General features: G+C 35.4%; 13 protein-coding genes and 1 pseudogene. 8 read left to right on the top strand and 6 right to left on the bottom strand.

The genetic code is table 11. The features are described 5' to 3' along the window. The first annotated feature begins 26 nt into the window (after positions 1 to 26). From Bccel_RS32035 to Bccel_RS08380, 3 genes are all read left to right on the top strand, one after another. Positions 27 to 281, top strand: a complete 255-nt coding sequence (locus Bccel_RS32035; RefSeq protein ID WP_276326221.1) for a DUF5680 domain-containing protein — start codon at positions 27 to 29, stop codon at positions 279 to 281. Further along, a complete protein-coding gene (locus Bccel_RS32030) occupies positions 278 to 466 on the top strand; it encodes a DUF5680 domain-containing protein (protein ID WP_276326220.1) in 189 nt (62 codons plus the stop codon). Before Bccel_RS32035 ends, Bccel_RS32030 begins: the two co-directional genes overlap by 4 nt. Positions 467 to 1,033: 567 nt before the next feature. Continuing rightward, complete coding sequence (locus Bccel_RS08380) at positions 1,034 to 1,579, top strand: hypothetical protein (protein WP_036944958.1); 546 nt, start codon at positions 1,034 to 1,036, stop codon at positions 1,577 to 1,579. A 295-nt stretch (positions 1,580 to 1,874) separates the two neighbouring features. On the opposite strand, the gene Bccel_RS08375 is transcribed toward Bccel_RS08380, so the two are convergent. Continuing rightward, positions 1,875 to 4,199 carry a methyl-accepting chemotaxis protein gene (locus Bccel_RS08375; RefSeq protein WP_160317705.1) on the bottom strand — a complete coding sequence of 775 codons (2,325 nt, stop codon included), beginning with the start codon at positions 4,197 to 4,199 and terminating at the stop codon, positions 1,875 to 1,877. A gap of 189 nt (positions 4,200 to 4,388) precedes the next feature. On the opposite strand from Bccel_RS08375, the gene Bccel_RS08370 reads away from it, so the two are divergent. The 3 genes from Bccel_RS08370 (at position 4,389) to Bccel_RS32535 (ending at position 7,148) form a co-directional block, all read left to right on the top strand. After that, entirely contained in the window at positions 4,389 to 5,252 is an 864-nt protein-coding gene (locus Bccel_RS08370; protein WP_036944956.1) for a hypothetical protein, read from the top strand. Positions 5,253 to 5,571: 319 nt separating this feature from the next. Further along, a complete protein-coding gene (locus Bccel_RS08365; protein ID WP_050753278.1) occupies positions 5,572 to 6,789 on the top strand; it encodes a LysM peptidoglycan-binding domain-containing protein in 1,218 nt (405 codons plus the stop codon). Positions 6,790 to 6,992: 203 nt separating this feature from the next. Beyond that, positions 6,993 to 7,148, top strand: a complete 156-nt coding sequence (locus tag Bccel_RS32535; protein WP_207642404.1) for a putative immunity protein — start codon at positions 6,993 to 6,995, stop codon at positions 7,146 to 7,148. A gap of 121 nt (positions 7,149 to 7,269) precedes the next feature. Here Bccel_RS32535 and Bccel_RS08360 read toward each other — a convergent pair whose 3' ends face one another. Continuing rightward, positions 7,270 to 8,208, bottom strand: a complete 939-nt coding sequence (locus tag Bccel_RS08360; protein ID WP_036944955.1) for a hypothetical protein — start codon at positions 8,206 to 8,208, stop codon at positions 7,270 to 7,272. A 122-nt stretch (positions 8,209 to 8,330) separates the two neighbouring features. Then, positions 8,331 to 8,615: a hypothetical protein gene (locus Bccel_RS08355; RefSeq protein ID WP_036944953.1), complete on the bottom strand. Its 285-nt coding sequence runs from the start codon at positions 8,613 to 8,615 to the stop codon at positions 8,331 to 8,333. A 264-nt stretch (positions 8,616 to 8,879) separates the two neighbouring features. Here Bccel_RS08355 and Bccel_RS08350 point away from each other — a divergent pair, with 264 nt between their 5' ends. Continuing rightward, on the top strand, positions 8,880 to 9,440 hold the full coding sequence (locus tag Bccel_RS08350) for a LysM peptidoglycan-binding domain-containing protein (RefSeq protein ID WP_036944952.1): 561 nt from the start codon (positions 8,880 to 8,882) through the stop codon (positions 9,438 to 9,440). A gap of 7 nt (positions 9,441 to 9,447) precedes the next feature. Here Bccel_RS08350 and Bccel_RS31355 read toward each other — a convergent pair. From Bccel_RS31355 to Bccel_RS08335, 3 genes and pseudogenes are all read right to left on the bottom strand, one after another. Continuing rightward, positions 9,448 to 10,316 (bottom strand): annotated as a pseudogene (locus Bccel_RS31355) (HAMP domain-containing sensor histidine kinase). Between the two features lie 597 nt (positions 10,317 to 10,913). Then, the gene (locus Bccel_RS08340) at positions 10,914 to 11,597 is read right to left on the bottom strand and encodes a response regulator transcription factor (protein WP_036944949.1); all 684 of its coding nucleotides are present in this window, start codon (positions 11,595 to 11,597) and stop codon (positions 10,914 to 10,916) included. 185 nt (positions 11,598 to 11,782) lie between these two features. Beyond that, a complete protein-coding gene (locus tag Bccel_RS08335) occupies positions 11,783 to 13,879 on the bottom strand; it encodes a glycoside hydrolase family 44 protein (protein WP_050753276.1) in 2,097 nt (698 codons plus the stop codon). Positions 13,880 to 14,609: 730 nt separating this feature from the next. Here Bccel_RS08335 and Bccel_RS08330 point away from each other — a divergent pair. Continuing rightward, a complete protein-coding gene (locus Bccel_RS08330; RefSeq protein WP_036944948.1) occupies positions 14,610 to 23,600 on the top strand; it encodes a flagellar basal-body rod protein FlgG in 8,991 nt (2,996 codons plus the stop codon). The last annotated feature ends 62 nt before the right edge of the window (positions 23,601 to 23,662 follow it).

The following is a 23,662-nucleotide window of genomic DNA, read 5'->3' as shown; positions in this document are numbered from 1 at the left end:
AAGTAAATACTAGGGAGGATGGATTCGTGGATAAGAAGATTATAGATTTTTTAATTAACGCTAAGAAGGTTACATATGCTGGGAAAGGTGCTGAAAAGAAATCATCAAGACCGAAGTCTCATGATTTGGAGTATAAGGAAGATGGTTTAAAGTATATTGATACATATTTAGGAGGACGTCAATTTGCAGGTGAAGAAGCACTATGGGATAATAACACTCCGTTTTGGTCGATGAATTATTGTGGGCGAGTATTATCAGATGATTTTGAAGGGATTTCTTGAAAGAAGCACTATTTAATGTTCCTATAGATATGCCATTTAGGGGACCGCTAGAATTCAAACGAGATAACTTTGAATATAGATGTAAAGTAGATGGAGATTTTGATTGGTTTAATGGGGCGGAAGAAATATTTAAGAATGGAATAAAGGTTTATGAGTGTGTTTTCCATGGAGGGTTAATTGTTTAGCTATTAGCAAATTTGCGGAAAAGGAATCCCTATGGGGTAAATAATATACTTTTAAGGTTCAAAGTTGATAAAAATAAGTTTACCTTTTATTTACCAAAATTTTTTGGAAACAAAGAAAACCTAAGTAATAATATTTTTGGTAAATTCAATGTAAAAAATCAAGAATTAATTATGATTTTTTCTGATGCGTCAATTCATGATGAAAGCTGAATCCTTCATCTTTTAGTATCTCGGCGTAATTCAATAGTCAAGGTATGGCTGCAGCCCAAAATAAGGTTAACAGCTACATTTTGTATCATTATCCAAGCTATCCAAATTCTTTACGGTAACTTAATGTAGAGCCGGGATGGAAATAAGCACTGTAATGAGATAGATTGCAAAGGTTATTTATTCAATGATGGTTATCAAAGGGAATACATAAAACCAACAGTTTCCAAAACAGAAAATGCATGATAGTATATATATGGGCCTTGTTTCGCAAGATTTTATATATGCTGTTATGAGAACTAAACAAAGTCAACAATATGGAAATTATAGAATTGATAGGAATAGTTAAAGGAGGTCGACATGAATTATTACAATATACTATCTTATGAAGAACAAAGATTGATTAACGGGGAATTGAATGTGGGAGAAAGAGTAATTTGGGCGGATAAACCTGTTTTGGGAAGTTTATTTTTTAAGTCATTCGCTATATACTTATTTGCAATTCCGTGGACTACCTTTTCTTTATTTTGGATGTATGGTGCCAGTAAAGGCAGTTTTATATTTTCCTTATTTGGTGTTCCCTTTGTATTAATAGGCTTATATATGCTTTGTACTCCATTCATAAATAAAAATGCAGAGAAAAGAACTATTTATATAGTAACAAACCAAAGAGCTATAATTTACAAATATGGTAGGAAAATTAAGGTTAAATCTTTTTTTCCAAATCAAGTGGCCAATATTGAAAGATATCAAAATAAGAACGGAACAGGAAATATTATTTTTTCCAGTGAAGTAATTTATAACTCAGATGGAGAAAGAAGTACAAATCAAGTTGGTTTTATAGGGATAAAAGATGTTAAAAAAGTAGAGGACATAATAAACAGGGAACTTTTATCTTCAGTTTAACAAGGTGCTATAAAAAATGTTCCAACATATGACAGTACTATTTGTGTACCTGTCGAATATCATTAGAGAATTGTTACCTATTAAGTATCCAAAAAGGTTGATATGCTTATTTTAGGTGATATAGACACCAATATATGTATATTATTTACTGTAAAGCTAAATGCCTGCTTTTTAACTTGGAGTGGGATATTCCGAATTCTTCTTCACATTTGTTAATAAGAAGGGTAGCTGCGTAATATTTAGTTACTAAAAAAGGCTACTGGAGAACATCCAATAGCCTTATCATAAGGAGAAATTAATATTTGCCGAAATCATTCAGATCAATAGAAGGTCTTCCTGAAGATGTTGAATTGTTAGACCTTTTGGAATTTCTCTTTGGTGCTTTTGTATTATTTATATTCTGAAGTCGGTTTTCCAAAGCATGGAGTAGATCCTCATCCAATTCTAAATCACCGGATAATGCAGATTGCTCTTTAAGCTTCAGTTTAGAAATCATATCTCTCATACTTTCGGCCTGGCTTGATAACTCCTCGCTTGAAGCAGCTTGTTCCTGAGCGGTTGCCGAATTTGTCTGAATAACTTGAGAAACCTGGATGATAGACTGATTTATCTGGGATATGGATGTTGCCTGTTCATTAGATGACGTAGCTATATTTCCTACCAAATTTACAGCATCTGACACACTTTCAACTATTTTGTCAAGAGCTCCTGCAGTTTCAATTGCAATGTTTGAGCCGTTTTTGATTTTATTGATTGAGCTTTCAATCATGTCTGTAGTTTCCTTTGCTGCATTAGAACTTCTAGCTGCAAGGTTCCTTACTTCTTCAGCAACAACAGCAAAACCTTTTCCGTAAACTCCTGCTCTTGCTGCTTCTACAGCTGCGTTTAAAGAAAGAATATTTGTCTGGAAGGCAATTTCCTCAATAACCTTTACTATCTTTGAGATACTATTGGATGATTGGTTTATGTCTTCCATGGCTTTTAGCATTTCTATCATGCGAATATTACCCTGACTTGCATACTCTTTAACCATTAAAGACTTATCGTTGGCCATGCCGGCACTTAGTGCATTTTTTTTGGTTTGTTCAGCAATTTCATTTATTGCTGAAGTTACCTCTTCAATTGCACTGGCTTGTTCTGTTGATCCTTGAGCAAGAAGCTGACTTGAATTGGCTACCTGTCTCGAACCTACGAGAACCTGTTCTGATGCATTATTTATACTTAATAATAAAGTATTCATAGACTTAATTATTTTATTAATAGATTCTTTAATTTTAATAAAGCTTCCTTCATAATCTGAAGATATTTCCATGTCCAAGTTGCCATTGGACATTTCGTTTAAAACGGTGGTAATATCGTGAATATAGTTCTTTAACGATTTTATTGTATTGTTTAGTGCGTTCTTAATTTCGGCATGATCTCCTTTATAGTCTCCTTTTATTTCAACATCAAGATTACCCTTTGACATTTCCATAAGGACTACAGATGCTTCCTTGATTGGTTCAATAGCTGCATTCAGTGTATTGTTGATTCCGACAGCTATTTTTTTGAAGTCTCCGTTGTGATTTGATGTATCAATTCTTACATTAAGTCTGCCGTCAATGGCTCCCTGTACAAGAGAATCAATGTCGGATATAACATGCTTTATTGAGTTTGCCTGTTTAAATATAGCCTTTGATAAGTCGCCTTCAGTGCTGCTAAAACCGGATAATCTGTTATTTTCAATAATATTTCCTTCAGCTATTTCAGTTACTGCCAATGCCATATTTTTAAGATTTGAATGCATCTTTATAAAGGACTTTGACAAATTTCCTATTTCATCATTTGACTCTATTACCTTGACATCCTTTGAAAGATTATCATGAGAAATTAATTCAGCTATTTCCGTTAAATCACTTATAGGACGAACTATTCGCTTCATTAAAAACAGATAAAGGAATGCAAGCAAAACAAAGAGAACAACTATGCATATTATGGTAACAGGAGCAACAATGCTATCTTTGGTTTTCTCAATGTTCTGTGAAATAATTAATTTTGATTGTTCAATCATTGGAAGATATGTTCCTGTACCAACGGCAATTTCAACATTTCCTACCTTTACCGGTGCAGTGTAGGAAAGCTTTTTCTCTTCCTTCTCAGTCTTTGGATTGAGCCACATATACTCAAAAAAGCCACCATTGTTTTTTGAAGCTTTAATAATCTCCTGAACTACTTTAACACCATCCTTGTCGGACAAATCCCATAAATTCTTTCCTTCCATGGACTTGTTTTCAGGTGCAATCAGGCGTATACCATCATAAAAATACCCAAAGAAGTAACCGGACTCTCCATACCTTATACTGTCAAACTCACTTTTTATAATCTGGCTTATTTGTTCATCTGTAAGACCGTTTACTTTATCCTTATACTTAGCCTCAACACTAGAGATAACTGAATCTACAGTGTTTTTTATCCCGTTTTTTACTTCTGACAGTACCTGATCAGCTATCACTGTTTGTGAAGAGCTGCTTATATGATTAACCGAAAACAATAAACTCACAAACAACACTATCGCTGGTATCAACATACCGGCAAGCATCATTAGCAAAAGTTTTGAACCAATACTATTTCGTAATTTCATTCGCATTCTCCTTTATAAATTATGAATAATAAAAAATAAATATCAATAAAAATATCGGAGAGAAACCAATACAAGTTTACTGTATTTAAATTTCTTGAAGCAGTTAAATATTTGATGGTACAATTACTACATTAGTAATGTTAAATATAACTATCACAATAGATTTTTGACAATTAAGGAGGAATACACATGGGTGTATGGGGGCCGAACCTGTATCAGAATGATGTGGGTGAAGATGTAAAGGATGATTACAAAATGAAGCTGATGCAAGGAAAAACGGATGAGGATGCATTAGTGGAAATATTATGTGAGTATGAAGATGTTCAGAAGGATGATGATGAAAAATATGATTTCTGGTTTGCCCTTGCAGATACCATGTGGAAATTTGGAAGACTTACAGAAGAAGTAAAAAAACAAGCACTCCATTTAATATCAAAAGAGGATAGAGAATGGTCTCATATTAAGGAGAGAAAAAAACGTGAAAAGGTGCTGGAGGATTTAAAAATTAGACTTTTATCCGATATGCCGCCAAGGAAGAAAATTTCAATCCACAAGCCATATATAATACCCTGGAAAGAAAAGGATGTCTATGTTTATCAAATAAAAAATCCGCCAAAAGATAAAATGGAATATTTGGGTTGGTATATTACAATCTATGTTCATGATTTATCAAAACATGAATTTGTAGTTCGAGGTGTTTATGATATAGTTCCGGATATATATATTATGCTTTCAAAGGAAGAGCCTGTATCGCCAAATCAGATAAATGAATTGACATTAGTATGTGGAATTATTAACGTGTACAACGGAAGAAAGGATAAACCAGGTGATGGGAAAAGGCATTACCGTTATACACTAATGGAAACATCTAATAGAAAATATCCAAAAGGCATAAAGTATTTAGGACAATGTGATAATTTTGTATATCCTGAAAATGAAGCGTCTTACAATTCGGATTTACATATGGGATGCCAATGGTGGTGTATTGAGAATGATGCTATAAGAGGGTATGAATTGGAACTATATGGTTGGAAAGAAGGAGATCCAAGGTAGAGAAACTCAAAAATATTAAAACGAGTGCTGAGAAAATTGTATAAATCTGTGGCAACATTGTTAAAGTGTGGTGCTTGGATGCCAAAATTCGTACAAGCATTGGTTAAAATTGTTCTAATTTAGAAAGAAATTAACTACAGGCACTTACATTTAAAATATCAGTATTATGACTTTAGAGGATAAAAATACATTCATTTAATCTTTAGTTTTTAGAAAAAATATTTCTATATTAAAAGTGAGTAATGATTTCATGTTGAAAAAAATTATATAAATTTAGTTAGAATAAATACCATAATTACTAATTTACGGAGGATTAAATGTGGCTATAAATTGCACTATAATATTGAACAAGTTTGGTAAGATTTATTCAAGTAAACTTAAAAGAAAACTTGCGGGAGCAATAATAGCATTTTGCTTTCTGCTCATTGTTGTTTTTGCAACTAGTATTTTATGCGTGCCTTCTACTGCTTATGCCCAGACCCTGACCAGTTATACAGTCAAATCAGGTGATCTCTTATGGGAGATTTCGCAGAAATTTAATACCACGATAAGAGGAATAATGGAACTTAATAATATGACAGGCACAGATATTTATGTGGGACAAGTGCTGAAGATACCACCGCCTGAGGACGGGTTAAAGATAAGATATATTGAATATAGAGTAAGAAGTGGAGATACACTGGGAATTTTGGCAGAACATTTTGGAACAGATATAAGGAGCATTAAAATCCTTAATGGAATAGAGGGTTATACAATATACCAAGGTGATATACTTAAAATTCCTGCTGAGTTTGTGGATTATATGGTGATTAGGGGAGATACACTTTACGAAGTGGCAACCCGTTTTGGAACAACGATATGGAAAATCAGGCTCTTTAACAGGTTGAATGATTATGATCTATATGTTGGACAAGTGCTTCATATACCATATGTAGCTAAGGTGCCGGAGGTTAGATTTATTACTCATATCGTTCAGAGCGGTGATACCTCATGGATCATCAGTAACAGGTATGGTGTACCAATGCAGGAGCTGTTATCTGTGAACAACCTTTCACAGTCCAGTGAGCTTAGCGTTGGTCAGCAAATAAGAGTTCCTGTTTATGCTATACCTGTCAGGCTCACTCCAGGTCCACAATATGGAGAGTATCTCGATTGGTATACTGAAGCCCAGTATTTATTTCCTATAGGCAAGCAGGCAGATATAATTGATTTTGTTACTGGAAAAAGGTTTAAAATACAACGTACGATTGGTGCCAGCCATGCAGACTGTGAGCCGCTTACGTCAACTGATTCTCAAATAATAAAAGAGTTATGGGGCGGAAATTACTCGTGGGCTACAAGAGCGGTACTTGTTGTTGTAGGCGAAAGAAAAATAGCAGCTTCAATGTCTTCTACACCACACGATATAGAATATATTGAAAATAATAACTTTACGGGTCATTTTGATATCCATTTCAAAAACAGCAGAAGACATGTGGATAATGCAATTGATGAATATCATCAGGCAAAGATAAGAATTGCAGCTGGTGCAGAATAATAAAAGTTAATTATAAAAGTGCCATTAATGGTATAACTAATGATTTTCTTAAAAAGCGTACGCTAAGTTCAGCTATCTATAGTTATGGAAAAATATGTTATAGTGTTTTCAAAGTCTAAGACAATAATAGTTATATTATGTGTAGGGGTATATATGGGTAAAACATATTGAAATATCTAACAAAAGCAAAAGTATTATGACCTGTGGGGCAAGTTGCAGCAATACCTCATGTCAAGTGGCATGCGTTAGTCGCTTCGGAATATGCAATAGTAATTATCAATATCATGTATCCAAAAAATTTTGACAAAGTTAAAGAAGAATGTGAACTACAGATTGAACTGATGAAAAACGTGCAATAATTCTTATAATAAGCATATTCTACATATAAATGAAAAGAAACAAAAAGAACTGCTGGCGAATAATTATCACCAGCAATTCCTGAATAATCAAGTGTGACAAATTACAGAGGAGCACTCCAAATCATAGGTCTAAATGGTATTCCTTTATATCCCTGACAGGACAACCTTTAATGAAATAACTTCTAATAGTATCAGGAAGGTCACTTACTATTGTTTGTAAATCTGTATTTAATAGAGAATAATCATAGTATGCCTGCAACTGAGCTCTTATGTTCAATTTATTTGTGTTTTTATGGAGTTGAGTTATTATTACAAAGTCTGGCGATGTATCTTGTACAAACTCTATGCCGTTGAGCATCCAGAATAGCCACTGGGAACCAATATCTGAATGATCCATTTTTGCTTTGTTTAATGAATACTTAAATGGTCCAACTACTAGTCCATTACTCGTCTTAGACTTTGCTGATACTTCGGCAGCTCCCATCAAACCTTTAGTTTCAATATTTGGGTTAGCTGCAAACTGAAAATTTTCATCAATATTGATAGCAACAGAACCGTTGGCTTGAATAAAGTACATATGCTTTTTATCAGGTAATATTTGAAAGACTTTTGGATATCTATGAGGATCGTGAGGATCGGCAAGAAAATCAATAATGGCTTCTAATTTATTGAAAGCCCAGCCGCTCTTTTTTACAATATTAATAGGGAAACGGATCCAGTAAAAGTTATAATCCTCTGAAAATTGGCTGAAAATATGTGGAATATCTCGATTTTTTTCAATAAAATCTTTGCCGGTTATCTTATATACTTCAGGCTCATTAGAAAAAGAGGCAATGTCTTGTGCTAAAGTTCGGATAATATCACCTTCGTCAGATTTGGGTATAGTTGCTGACGAAAGAGTATTATAATTTGATGAAGCGGGTGTGTTGTCAGGTTTTAAATTACCGCTAAATACAGCTTTTTTATCTTTTAGCTCGTCTGCAAGTTTGGCAGCTTCATATATATAGGAATCTCTATCAATATTGCTTAAGTCTACAGAGAAATCATATGTTTTGAACATGTTTACAAAGCTCCTCTCCATGTATTTTATAATATAATTTATCGGTATTTATTGTAATAAAATTTATTATATATTAAAGACAATTGAAGACATGTCAAAAAAATCTTATAATTTCACAAGAATTATTGATGGTATTTTTTATATACATCTAATACTGCTGGGACAATAAGTGCTATAATACTTCCGCCTATGGCAAGTATAGCAAGTATTATATAACCCAATCCTTCCATACCTTCAGAAAACCACTTAGCTTTAATTATTAAAATTACTCCTGCCAAAAATAATATGATACCAGGTAAGTATTTTGGTAAAGGCCTGTTTCTCTCGAATTTGTAAATAAGTAATGCTATGCCTGAAAAGACTATTCCTATTATCGTTATATATAGTAGTAATGTAAATTGAACCATTATTTATCACCTGCCATTTCTTACTATATATTTTGCAATAAGCGTTCTTCGTTTTTAATTGTTGCAACATATATATTATTATTTTACCCTAATTATCTGTAAAAGTATCATATTACATATTTGGAAATTTGAAAACAAAATCGTTGCTTTTACAATATACTATATTAAAAGTGATAATAGTCTTACATTTGGCAGAGTAAATAGATTTTGATATATTTGCAAAAGCAGATGTAATAGATTTAAATAGTAATGGAGGTAGCATTTATGCCAAGAGTACCTCAAAACTGTCCCCCTGCATTTCTTGGGAGATATACAGTCCTTCCGGGTGATACATTTTATGCTATTGCACAAATGTTCAGGGTAAGAATAGAAGCACTTGCAGTAAATAATCCCCATATCTCAAACCCAAACATCTTATTCCCTGGGGATGTTCTTTGTGTACCAGGCCTGATTCCTTATCCATGTTGTATTCCCTTACAGACTCAAGGCCGTGTACCGTTCGGTACTGGGGGAGTGGCATATATAAACTTTGCTCCTAGAGGAGGGCAAGCGGTAAGCTTTATGGCAACATTGCCGTCGCCCACATTCTTCGGTAACTATAATATGTATACAGGCGATATATTTATACCTGATATTGGAGGGTTTGGAAATCAGATGTTTCCTACCTCTGAAGATCCGCCAACATGGTCAACAAGGGTAGAACTTCCCACTGCTGCATCAATAATATTAAACTCACGATTGGCAATCAGTACATTCAATTCTTTAACCGGAGCAACAGGTCCGGTAATTGTTGAAGGAATCATCACGGGAGGAAGCTGCATATAGGTGAAATTTACTCCAAAGTTTTAAGGCTAAACCAAAAGGTGCTGCCATTGCCGTCAAGTGATGATTCTACACCATATTCACCACCATGCAGTTCTATTATTTTTTTCACAATAGATAGACCTAACCCGGTACCTGTAACTGCACGCTTATGCTTTTTGTCTATCTTGTAATAACGATCCCATATATAGGGCAGATCCTCCGGGGAATTCCCATACCTGTGTCTGCTACTTCAATCCTTACGATTTCCTTTGATAAAATTTGCCGTATGGTTATAGTTTTATCATCACCTGTGTAGTTAATAGCATTGACCAATAGGTTGTAAAACGCTTGGTTTATATTGACTTCATCAGCTGAAACAATAACCTCACGGTCATAGGTGAATGTAAAATTATACCCGTCCCTTTTAACCAACTCTGCAATTCGCAGGGTTGTTTCATTTATACTTTGCGTAATATTAAAGGGGACTTTTTTAAGATTATGCACTCCGGATTCTAATTTAGATATGTCGAGCACATCATTAACAAGGGATGTGAGTCTAACTGTTTCATCCATGATAATCCTGGTCTGTTCCTGTGTGATTTCATCAGGGAAATCATGCATAATTTCAGCAAAACCATAGATAAGACTGAGTGGAGTTCGCAGGTCATGAGAAATATTTGCCATCAGCTCACGACGAAGTAATTCTACCTTTTTTAATTCAGATGATGTAGTATTTAGTGTGTCCGAGAGCTCACTTATTTCACGAAAGCCTTTTCCGTCAAAATGTGTATCATAATTTCCGGTTGCCAGGACTTTGGCACTTTTATTGATTTCTTCAATTGGCCTTGATACATGTTTTGCAATGATTAATGCAAGTAATACGGCAAGTACGATCATAATAAAGATTACAATTGAAAGCTGATACCGAAGTGTTTTTACTGTTGAGCTTACGGGAGAGAGGTTGGAGTTAATAAAAATAGCAAAAGATCTTCCAGACAAACTTTTTACTATTTTTACATAAATTAAAGACTGCACAGGTTTGTATTCAACTTCAGGGAACTTGCCTTCGAAGCCTTTAAATATATTCAAATGCCCCATAGTTAATACTGGCATATAATCATAGTACTCTCCATTATTATTATTTGCGTTGGTAACCAGTTCTAATTTATCTGAAAAATTCATATGATGGATGGCACAACCTTGGATAACGTCAGCTGAATATACCACATTGCTATTTTTGTCCAAAACTTCTATGCAGATATCCTTGTTGTTAGCTATATTATAGATTATGTCAGGAAGATTTTTATTATCAATGTTATCGGTTATGGATTTTGTACTGTGCTTTATTTCCATCATTTTGATATTCCTATAAAACCAATCTATAAAAACTGTCTGAAACAACCATAAAATAAATAATAATACGGCACAGAAACCTATCATATAGGCAAATATTTTCCATTTTAATTTTAGCCTGTTTAAATTAAACTTCATAAATTAACCCTCAAATCTATATCCAAGACCGCGAATTGTAGTTATAAGTCCTGCATACGGTCCCAGAGATTGTCTTAGCAGTTTCATGTGTGTATCGAGGGTTCTGCTGTCTCCATAATAGTCATAGCCCCATATCTCGTTTAGTAGTTTTCCTCTAGGGACAGCAATGTTTTTATTGCGAATCAAGTAAAAGAGCAAATCATATTCCTTTGGAGCCATGTCTGCCTGTACACCATCTATAAAAACTTTATGTGCGGTCATGTCAGCTTCAAACCCATCTTTTCTGAAAACCTCATAGTTATGCTTCCTGTCGGGCTTTGAAGATTTTTGAGTCCTTTTAAGGATTGCGTTTACTCTCATCATTATTTCTTTTGAAGAAAATGGCTTCACTACATAATCATCAATACCAAGTTGGAAGCCGCAAATTTTGTTGTACTCCTCACCACATGCAGATAGCATAAGTATAGGAATTTCACTTGTTTTTCGAATTTTTTTTACAGCTGAAAAACCATCCATTACCGGCATCGTTACATCCATTATTATTATATCAATTTGCTCTTTTAGTGATATTTCAACTGCTTGCATACCATCACAAGCTTCTAATACCTCATGGCCTTCAAAAGTAGCATATCTTTTTATAATTGACCTTAGCCCGCTCTCATCATCACAAATTAATATTTTAGCCATTATTACCCACCTCAATAAATAAATTATAACATTGAGGGTAATTTTGAGTCGCATTTTTATAATTTAATTATAATTGTTTCGAAATATGGGAAATAATAATAAAAGTAGCCCGGCATTAACTGCATGCAGGACTACTTTTATTATTGCTTGGGAAAGGACTACTTTTCTAAGAACTTAAACTCACATTACTTATAACTTCCTGATGTAGCGTTAAAGTGCTTTGCTATACTTATAACATCCGACATGTTTATAGCATCATCTAAATTAAAATCACAGCTGGCATTAAAGTCCTGAGCTCCTTTTATAGAGTTGAAGCATTTGGCAATCTCCACTATATCAGTCATGTTTATTACACCATCTGACTTTCCGTTAATAGGAACATCACCAGCCCATATTTCCAGGGAAACATCCTTTGAACCAAGCTGGCTGTTTGTACTTCCTGAGACATTGGAGATGATCCTTGCGAGATAGCCGGCCTTTGATATCTGTACATTATATGAAGACGTTTTTGAAGGAACATTATCAATTTTAAAAAAACCACTGCCATCTGTAGCTGTACCAAATGTCGTACCTGGTATTTCAACCTTGAATCCAGCTTTTATGGAAGGATTGGCAGAGGTGACTGATGGGTTTATGTAGCCTGATAAGGATATGGTTGGGGCAACAGGTGAGCCTTCAAGGACAATATGGTAAGCTGATAGGGCTGGGAGGGTATATGTAAACTTGTTGCCTGTTATTGCAGATATACCTGTACGTTGTGTTATAGTTGAACTGCTGGAATCAAAGCCCCAGACACTGCCTGTTTTGTAGCTCGATTTGCTGTTAATTGTAAAATTAAAGTTTGCAGCACTGTCATAGCTTTTGTTCATTACCACTATATGAAGCTTGTTGTCACTGCTTCCGACAATGGAAGCATAAACTGAGCTGTTGGCAATATCAGATGTGTCACATTTAACATTTGTATCTCCATATTTAGATCCTTTTGTGTCATAGTTCCTATAGAGATTAAATCCGGAAGCAGTATATGGTCCGCCACCCCAGATGTTTGCAGCATACACGCCATATTTACCGAAGATACCTAGTACATCCGCTTGTGCAATTCCGCCTGTTATGTGATTGTCAGCACCATAGGAATACTCAGTGAAAGCAAGTTTGGTACCTGAATAATATTTGTCAATAGAGCTCTTAATGTTTGGAATGATCGGTAGGAATTGACTGAACCATTGGGCAATCCAGCTATCTTCCTTATATGTTGTATCCCACAAAGTACGTGGTGCCTGAAGGCGGGCTTTATTACAGTCTATGTTTGCTGTATCGTTAGTTGTAATTCTTAATCCGCCGCCCTGAGCTTCAGGGTACCAGTGGAGGTCAAGAACATCAAGAAGTCTTTTTTCTTCTAAATCAGAGGATTTTTTCATATTGTCAAGATAATAGTCAAGAAACCATTTGTAGCTGCCCTTAACAGACTCCCAATCCGGTGCAGTCTGAAAATCATTATACGCTCCAAAGCCATAGAGTACAGCTCCATAAATTTCAGCAGCAGGGTCCAGCTTTTTAACAACCTTGGAAAGTTCTACGTTTTTATTTAGAATTTCTGAACAGGTTGGTTGATTTGGATGTATTCTTGCGTGTGTGTGTGGCCATAAAGCAGGTTCGTTATCTATTGCATAAGCTTTAATGCCCATAGGAGTCGATGCACTTCCATATTTATTAGTTAGAAAATTAAGCAGCTCATCCATATAAACATTGCCATCTGTAGTGTCTGGAGTAAGGGATAGGTCAGACCCTTTATTAAACTTAACCTCTTTCCAGCGAGCTGAAGGTGCTGCTTCAGTTTCAGAAACAGTACCTTTGGAGTCGGCAGAGACATATCCTGCAGCCTGCAGGGTGACTAAGGAGTATGGAATGTTTTCTGCCTGGTTCTGGTCGTGAAATGTTGTTATAACTGAAGCGGGCTGAGACCACTGCTCTTTGGGTACGTTACCGTTACTTAATAGAAATGTATCACTTGAATGCTGCCAATCGCTTCCGGCACTTGAAAAGTTGTTTTCCCAGTTGTAACCTGTCATTCTGTTTCCGCCAAGTCTTTTTGATGTTATTGATGCATCGTTGAAATCCCAGTTTCCTCCGTATATAAGCTGGCTTATGGGTGTTTTGTCCTGGGTAGTATCAATACTTACATTAATATTGAGATTTGCAGCATTTGCAGGAATGTATGGAATTGCCACGGTAGCCGATATTAGTGTAAATGCTACGAAAATACTTAATTTTTTTTTGAGCATTATTTAACCCCCTCTAGATAATTGTACACTTTTAATATAATTATAGCATTAATCTTATTATAGTTAAATCGAGCATAATCATATAAAACATTATGGTTAATAATGGAATGTGGTGGTAGATTATGTACGAAAAATAGGACTATAAAGGAACATTAAATATATTGATAGGTCATATAATTTCTGATATAATTTTATTATGATGTTTGTCAATTATATTTCTTTTGGATTATTTCTATGTTCTTTTTCTTAATTAAAAGTGTTAATAATCTTACACTTAGCGTAACAAAATCACTTGCGAAAGATGAGTGTGAAAGGTTTATCATTTTTTATCTATATAGAAATCAATATTAATTTAAAAAATTGATTGATTTTTATATAATCATAATGCATTTCAATAAATATAAAAATCATAGTTAATTTTATATTTGACATAGCAAATAACAAATGCTTTGACAGTATTTGTTATAGACAAATGTATAAATTTATTGATTTTTATATTAGATTTAAGTAAACTTTTTAAACACCATATTGTAAAAGGTGTATATATTCGGAATTATTAATTGTGTTGTTATCAATTGAAATCTTGCATTCCGGACATGATCTTTATTTTCAGGTAATAAGTGAATATAAGAGTTATGAAGGTCATAGAGATTCTTTATGAATTTTTATGATACTTGTATGTTGAGAATTAAGGAGAGGTCTTACAAATTAAAAAAGAGGAGGATTTTTCATGAAGAGAAATCTAACGAAGGTTGCAGTATACTTTTTATGCTTTGTAATGATGTTTACCTCATTTGTGTATCCTGTACAGGCATTAACTTATACTGGTAATACAGCAGTTACAGAGGTTAAAGGGCTTGCTGGTGATTTAATTATAGTGGTTGAGGGTTTAGGCTTTGAAAATTTAAATGGTGCCCAAATTAGTGCTTCAATTAAAGAGGCATCAGGAATGACGGAAATCATCCCTACGAATATTGGCATTGATTCAGACACTATACTTCATTTGGAACTGCCGAATACTTTAGAGCCAGGTTCGTACAAACTTATGTTGTGGGCAGATCAAATATCATTGGTTGGTGATTCAGGAAAAGAATTTCAGGTATTTCCAAGACTTAAATCATCCTATACATACGATACTGCCAGCGGACCGATGATAAAAGTAGAAAACAGTACTTACGAAGGGTATAAGTGGACAGTAGATTCATTATTGGATTTATATTTAGGAAGTAAAAATTCTAATATGGATCTCAACAGTTTTAACAATGCAAACAAAAATATTTCAAAAACTGCTGCTGATGTGATTTGGGCCTTACCGGCACTATTATCCGACGGTACATATTTTGTTGATGTTAAGGATACTTCAGGAAAATTATATGGACATGCCGAATTTACAGTGGGTTCAGCTAATACACCCAATCCCCCACCAATGTCATCTGAGCCGATACAAACACCAATGTATACTAGTTCAACACCTGAGCCAAGTGATAGCTCAATCCCTGGACCGACTATATCCGGTATATCCTTTATGGTACAAGGAACCAACAATTTAGGGGTTCATGGATATAACCTTAATCAATTGGATACTAACTCACTTACAGCAGTTATAACAGATGGAAATAACGAACTGGGAAGAACAGTAACGCTTGAGAATGAATTTGACGGGTTTAGATTCTTCTTCGATAAAGCTATGGTACTTGCTCCGGGTAGTTACTACCTTAAAGTTATGCAGGGCAATACACCATTGGCATTACCAAATAGTGGCTTGTTCAATGTTATACCCAAGCTTGCAGTTTTCCCTGATTTTATAACAGGAGAGGGAGCTGGTCAGACCATACAATTAACCAACAGTGCATCATCTCAGTATACATGGGCAGCGGGGGATCTGGATATCAAAGTGGATTTAAAGGGACCTGATTTTAATTGGACAGCTACGCCGGGAAACGGTTTGACAGTAGACGATAATCAACTGCTAATAACAACAACAGAAAACCTTAGCTACCCTTTAAAAGGCGGAGAGTATGAAATTAATGTAAGAAAAGTTACTCAAAATGGCAGTGTTGTTATCGGAATATCCAGAATATTCGTTGGACATCAACAAATTATTGGAAAGGTAGTTAAACCGGAAGATAACACTACTGGTATTGGCGGCGGGTTTATAAATGTTGAAAGTAAGGCAGAAATGCGAAATTATATATATCCTGTAAATGATGATGGAAGTTTTATAATCACAAACTTAACACAGAATGTTGAATATGATATAACAGCAATTGCACCGGAAGATTCAGTTTATTCTAATTCTGCAAGGCAGTTGGCAAAATATGAGGGACAAACATTAAATCTTACATTTAAACTTACTATACCGCAAATAACTGGAACAATTGTTGATCCATATAATAATCCTGCCGGATATGCCGGTGTTGATGTATTCAAGGCTGATAACACGGCAGGTGGAAGTGATTGGATTGGATATTTTAATGGAGATAGACTGGGTAATTTTAAGATTGGCAATCTCCTTCCAGGGAATTATAGAATTGAGGCAGGCAAATACGGAAGTGAGTATATAAGGTCTGACAGTTTTCAATTTACAATCGACGATCAGAGTAATTATACCGGTGCTAATCCACAGCTTAAGTTAGTAAGTCCGCAAATAAAAGGACGTATTTATGATAAGCACGGTTTGTTATGCCAGGATTCACATTTAGAAGGTTGGAGTACAACAGATTATAAAGGATTTGCATCAAACAACAATGGCGGCTATTTCTATATAGGAAAACTTGGGCCAGGTACCTATAAAATAAAAGGTGTATCAAATAATGGCAGTTTTGCACCATCTAAAGAGACTGAAATAAAAGTTGATGCGACGGGCATATATGTAAATAATATTCCGTACAGCTATAGTAATTATGTTGACCTGAATCTAACAGACATTCAGATAAAGGGTAAGGTATATGAACCGGGCGGCAACAATGTGCCTGCGACTTATGGAAGAGTTGAAGTTTATGATAATATTAAGAACAAAGTAGCTGAGTCCAATATCAATTATGATGGAACATATGCCTTAGGCGGGCTATATGAAGGCAGTTATACAATGAGAGCTGTTAAATATTCTGATAACGGTAGCTTTGAATCAAATACTATACCTGTTGAAATTCAGGTAGGAAATATAATAAAAATTTCAGGCTTGGACTATGTAACTGACACAGGATTTGATATCTATTTAAAAGCTAAAGCATGGCAGTATATTGACCAGAATAAGGATTCAAAAATTAACAAGAATGGAAATTTGACACTTAAATTTCATGGGTTTAATGGTGACTTAACTAAGCTGTCTGCTGAGTTGGGATATACTCCTGCAACAATAAAACTCAGCAGCACAACTTCCTATGTTGATGGTACAACTACTACCGGCACTGCTGTTTCAGAGGTAGTTCTTCCAATATTGACAGACAATAATAAAGAATATGTCCAAGTCAGGGCACTTGTTGATAAGTTCAATGGTACAATAAATTGGAACAGCTATGATGGATCATATAGCATAAATATTGGAACAAAGTCTGGTTATCTGGAGAAAGATAACGAAAATCTTATTGTTATAAACGGAAGATCATATATTACTCTTGATTGGTTTATAACCAATATGCAGATGGATATTACCAAGGGTGATTATATTCCTGTAGTATACTTATCAAATGCATTAGTAAAAGGACAGAGTACAGATGGATTTGTAAAGGATATCGGATTTACTCCTGATACAAATAGCACCAATATATTAAACACATTCACACAAAGTATTTATCTTACTGCAAAGGTTAGATATGCTGAAGATACAGCTAATATAGTCTCAGAAGTCTTAAGGAGAAGCGTTGAACTGGATTTGGCACCTCCTTCTGCTGATGTATTTTTCAAAGGTTTAGTTCATGACGATGTTGATGGTAAGGATTATTACGCAATACATGTTGATTTCTTTGACCAGGTTCTTCTTGAAGACATCGTAGCAAATAAAGCTGCATACTTTAGTTTAAACCATAATAGTTTGCCTGTAAGTCCTGTAAAGCTTGTGCCGGAATGGTCAGAGCAAACAACGGGTCCTGTAGGAAGGGCAATATTGTACTTTGATGAGGTAAGCTCGGGTGACCTGTTTACTGTGCATGGTCTTAAGGATATAGTTGGAAATACAATGGCAAAAGACATCATTGTTCCTGTTAAGATATTTGTTAGAGTAAAGGCAACTTTTAAGGATGGAAACGGTAATTTACTTCCAAATACAAGCTTTATGTATGTCAGAACAGATTCACTCTCAAATACAAAATCTGCAGCAACTGAAACCGGTGGTAATAGTACAGGTCTCAAGACTGAGCCAGGGATGACTGATTTTGAAGGTGTTAGTATATTGGATTTGGAACAGGGTACTTATAAGATATATTCAGTAAATATATCCAGCCCAGAATACAAGAGAATCCAATTGGATGTAGATTTTGAAGCGAAACCTAAGGTTGGTTCGAGTGAGGTTCCATTAGAGGTAATTGCTTCTGAAAAGCTTGCAAATGTATCAGGAATGGCAAATATACAGGCAGTGTTAGTTAATAATACAGCACCTAATGGTTATGAACTGGTATTTATTGAAAAGAAATACCTTAAGGCTCCTTTTACCGGTGTGGATGAATATATGTTACAGGAGGCATTTGGAAAGAGGGCTATGGTAGCAGCTGACGGCAGCTTTAACATATACCTTACACCTGGTGAAACAGGTAATCCAAGGGAATATATACTTCTTGGAGTAAGACAATACCAAGGAGATCAGACAATAATACTACCTAAGAATGAAATTAAAATATTGGTAGAAGGCAATCAGGCAATCAATTTAAATAATGGAATGCCAATAGACTTTGTAACACAGGAAATAGCAGTAGGTAAACTATACAAGAATCAGACTGAAGTTCAAGGTGACGTGAAGGTACAGATAGAACGCATAGGTCTTGACTATTCGATACCCACATTTAAAACATGGGCAGATTATACAGGAGATATTAAAGCTAAACTTCCAAATGGTAGTTATAGAATAAGCACCATTTCAAAGGATGGATATTCAGATACAAAAACTCCTGATGGGACCGGTGCGACAACCCAAAGCGGTAATTCTGTATTATATACAACAAACATTACATTTACCATTAATGATGGTGTCATAAGCAATGTATCAGGAACAGCAGATATAAATAAAATTGTTCTTCCAGCAATTAATGCAACTGTTAATCTGGTTAAAAAGGGAATTCTCCTAACAGGTTATGCAGATATCACATTTATGAATTATAACGGAAGGGAAATATATCTTCATAACTCCAATTCAGGAAGATTTGACTTTTCACTTGCTCCTGGAACCTACAAGATCAAGTCGATATCATCTCAGGAATCCGGTTATGTAGCAGTTGAAAATGATCCAAAGAGCACATTGGTAGTTGGTGAAGGTTTCGACAAAACCGGATCTAATGCAATAGTATACGACTTTGGCATTGGCAATGTATTTATTAAGGTTGTAGATGATAATGTTAATCAGAACTCGAGACCTAATATAAGTCTTAACATATCCGGTCAAAGGGATGAAGATGGAACGAAGGTCTATAAATGGGGCAAGACTGACTCAGATGGACAGGTTTCATTTATATTGAAGCCAGGTAAATATGTTATTGATGGATTTGATGACGGCGGAACTTGGAAACAAGTAAATATTCCATTTGAAGTAACATCAGCTGATACTATAGAAATTCCCAAAACAGTATTAATGAAGATCTCTCCGCCAAATACCAAACTTATTTTTAAAGACGAAGCAGGTAATTTACTTGCGGGCAAGTGGGTTAATCTCAAGAAGATAAAGTCTGCAAGTGAATATTGGGATACATACATGGGTTTCAATACCGATATTAACGGTGAATATAATACAAACCTTAAACTCGGTGACTATGTAATAGAAGGAATACAAACAAGCAAGGAATGGAAGCAGCTTAATATAAGCTTTATAGTTGATGAAAATGTTACTTCCAGTAATCCTTTGACAAAGATAGTTGTAATTGCAGCTCCTGTACTAAATGCAATACTTAAAGATGAATCGGGAAGTGCTATTGCAAATACCTGGATTAATTTGAGGAAGGTTACATCTTTAAAAGAGCAGGATAGATACTTTGGATTCAGCACAGACAGTGAAGGTAAATTCTCCGGAGATCTGGAAGCAGGAGAATACATTGTAGAAGGTGTTAATATATGGAAGGCAAATCTTGACGGCACTGGTTTCTACGAATGGCGAGAAATCAAAAAGCAGTTCTATGTAGTCATGAATACATCAAGCAAGCTGGAAATGAGACTCACTTTGGATGGAGCTGCTGTAACACTGCTTGATGTAAGCATACCTAAGAACAACTTTACGGGATATCTTTACAAAACTTACGAATCAAATGTCGGAATACCATTTACAACACAGAAAGTAAATGAAGGAAGCTGGGTAGATATAAACTTGGTGCTGAAACAGAAGGATGTTTTACAGACAGAGTTCGATGCACAACCATGGATGTATCAAAAATGGATTAATGTTAAACCAGATGGTTCCTTCTCAGTTATGCTTGATGCTGCACATGACTATATAATAACTGAAGCTTATGTTGAAGGAGTACGTTATGATATTAACCTGACTATTACAAAGGAACAGTTAAATACTCCAGATTATGAGTTTGTAGTAGTTCCTCCAAAACCAAATGTATCAGGTACTGTTAAAGGATTTGATGATAAGCCTGTTGCTAATAAAGGCTGGATTAACTTCTCATCACCGGATAATACAAAGTGGGAATGGGCTGAAATCGGAGCAGACGGTACATTCGGAAAGAATATGGAGGCTGGACAGCAATATATCATAAGAGAAGTTACTATAATGTCTGATGATAATGATTGGAACAAGACTCAGAGATTCCAGCTTGATAAGAACTTTATTGTTGGAGAAGGCAGCCAGAATATGGTCATTAAGCCTAATTTGAAGGGAACTATTGATTTTGGAAATCTGTTTGAAGGTACTACACCACAATCAGTGAGCATATCCATAAGGCCAAAACTGGAAAAAGATGATCCAAATTACATTGAATTTATCAACAACCCATGGAAGTACGAGAAGTGGATATCTGTTACAATGAGTGTTTATGGAGACACTGGAACCTTCTATGCAACTCTTGACGATGGTACATATACAATAAACGGTCTATCCACAACATTAGGTTGGCAGCAGATGAATGAGGAATTTAGCTTGAGCCAGACCACCGCAGGTAATGTGACATATGATGCAGCATTGACGAGATATGAGCTCAACATAAATATGTCTGCAAATGTAACAGGTGAAATTTATGATATTAATGGTGCCGGTATTTCTGGTGCAAATTTAAGCATTGAAAGAACAGGAGATCTAGGACAGAATGTTGTTGAAAACATAGAAGTATTCAACTGGCAGGACAGATATTTTAATGTTAATGCAGATGATGCAGGTAAGTTTGCAATCAAGCTTAAAGATGGCAATTACAGAATCAACGGATACAATACCAAGTGGACACAAGGTGCCAACGGAGATTGGGCATCCGGACAATGGATCAACTTAAACTATGTCTTTAAGGTGGAGAGCGGAGTATTAAAGAACATTGATGATGCTCAAGAATCAACACTGCCTAAGATTGTTATTAAGCCAAATGTTAAGGTTGTAGTAGAAAAAATATACAATGCCGGTGATTGGGCTGACGGTTATGCTCAAGGTACCTTGACAGCAGGACAATATGCAAAGCTCAAATTAGCATGGGTAAATATAAAACCATACAAGCTCAATGGAAGTGTATACTATCTTGATGACAATGACAACTCCAATAATGTGTGGGTGAATACCGGATCAGATGGAGATGGAATACTGACGTTAAAGCCAGGTAAATACAAAGTATTGGATGCTGGCGGAAACAACTTCTACACCAGGGTTGACAAGGATTTTGATATAGATGTTAATGGAAATATGGTAGATGACAACACTGACAACTTTATCAATACACAGACAAAGACCCTTACAGTAAGCCAGCAGAAACCAAACTTCAAAGGAACTGTATATATTGATAAAGATAAGTCTGTCAAACTAAATAGCGGCTGGATTAGCGTTGTTAAAGGTAAAACAGGAGAAATTGACTGGTCAAAGGCTCATTGGTTCAATGTAAAAGCTGACGGAACCTTTGAGGAATTCTTAGGAGATAGTGATACAGGCTGGAGAATAATAAATGTTAGTGGTTATAAGGCTGATGGAAGCGACGTATGGATGAAAACCAATATAGCACTTACAGCACAAGGTGGAATAATAACTCCAGACAAGTCAGGATATCTCAATACTGAAAATACACTTGATATTACACCGCCTATTGAAAACCTGACAGGAATAGTTAGCTACAAGAGTAACTCCAATGGTCAGTTAAAACAGGTAGAAGGTAATGCATGGCTGACAATCAAGCCGGCAAATAACTCCGCTAATGATTGGACAGGTGCGTTCGGAGCTGATTATAAGGAATATGGAACGGGAATTTACAAGTTCAGCGTGGTAGCAGATCCCGGAAACTATAAGGTTGTATCAGTAGGTGGTTTTGATTCCCAAACAATCGAATACTTCTGGTATGAAACGGATTTAAGGTTTACTATTGATGCTGATGGTAGGATTGTTTATAACAATAATATAGTACCAGCACTTGACATAGCACCACCGCTTCCTAATGTAACAGGGACAGCAACAATAAGCGGAACACAGGCAGTAGGTAAAGGTTCAATATCCTTTGCACGCTTCAATAACCAAAATCAGCAGGTTAAGATTGACGGAACTGCTATCACAGCGGATGAAATGGCACAGAAATACGCAGGTGATGATGTACATTGGTGGTTTGCAAAATGGACGGAAATTGCCAATGATGGATCATTTGGAATCAATCTGCCGGTAATAGATGATGGTGGGTACTACAAAGTTATAGATGTATATGGACAAAACGGGTGGTACCGTTCTGATGCTAAGTTTAGTTATGAAACTGTTAATAGTATTAATGTATTAAACAAAATTGACGATAATAATACCAAGATGAAAGTCGAAACACTAGTAATAAGCCAGCCTGGGCCGAATGTAACTCTTAACATAACAAATGCTCCAACAGCTTCAGATAAGGCATGGCTTGAAGTAGAATTAAACGAGAACGGAAACAAATTTATTTACTCATTTATAAGTGAATCTAAAGTAGGTTCAGACAATAACTTTACATTTAAGGCAAAACTTAAGAACGGAAGTTATATAATAAAGAGTATCGGAACATCAACTGCATGGAATGCTGTTGACGGCAACGGTTTTAGTGTAACAGGAACTAATACATTTGCTGTTGACTTAACATCTGTTACATCAAGAAGGGAATTGGCTGGGCAGATAACAGGAGTAACAAACAGCGTATGGGTTGCATTAAAACAATATGATGCTCAAAATGTAGCTACCGATACAGAGAAATGGGTTCAGACAGACAGTGCAGGCAACTTCTCTATAAAGGTTGATATCAATTCAAAGTGGGCTGTTACTAATGTTAAAACTGCTGAAGGAAATAAGAGTGTGAAGGAAAGCAGTATTGTAATTAAAACAGCAAGTACTGATAGCACATCAAATTGGTCTATCAATGTTGAAACTGATCTTCTTTGATGAACGTATTGAAAATTTATCTAAGCTTTATAAAATTTCCGGCAGGATATTCCTGCCGGAAA

Source organism: Pseudobacteroides cellulosolvens ATCC 35603 = DSM 2933 (assembly GCF_001262605.1).
GTDB lineage: Bacteria > Bacillota > Clostridia > Acetivibrionales > DSM-2933 > Pseudobacteroides > Pseudobacteroides cellulosolvens.
Note: the sequence above shows the minus strand (reverse complement) of the source record. Positions and strands in the feature narration are given on the sequence as shown.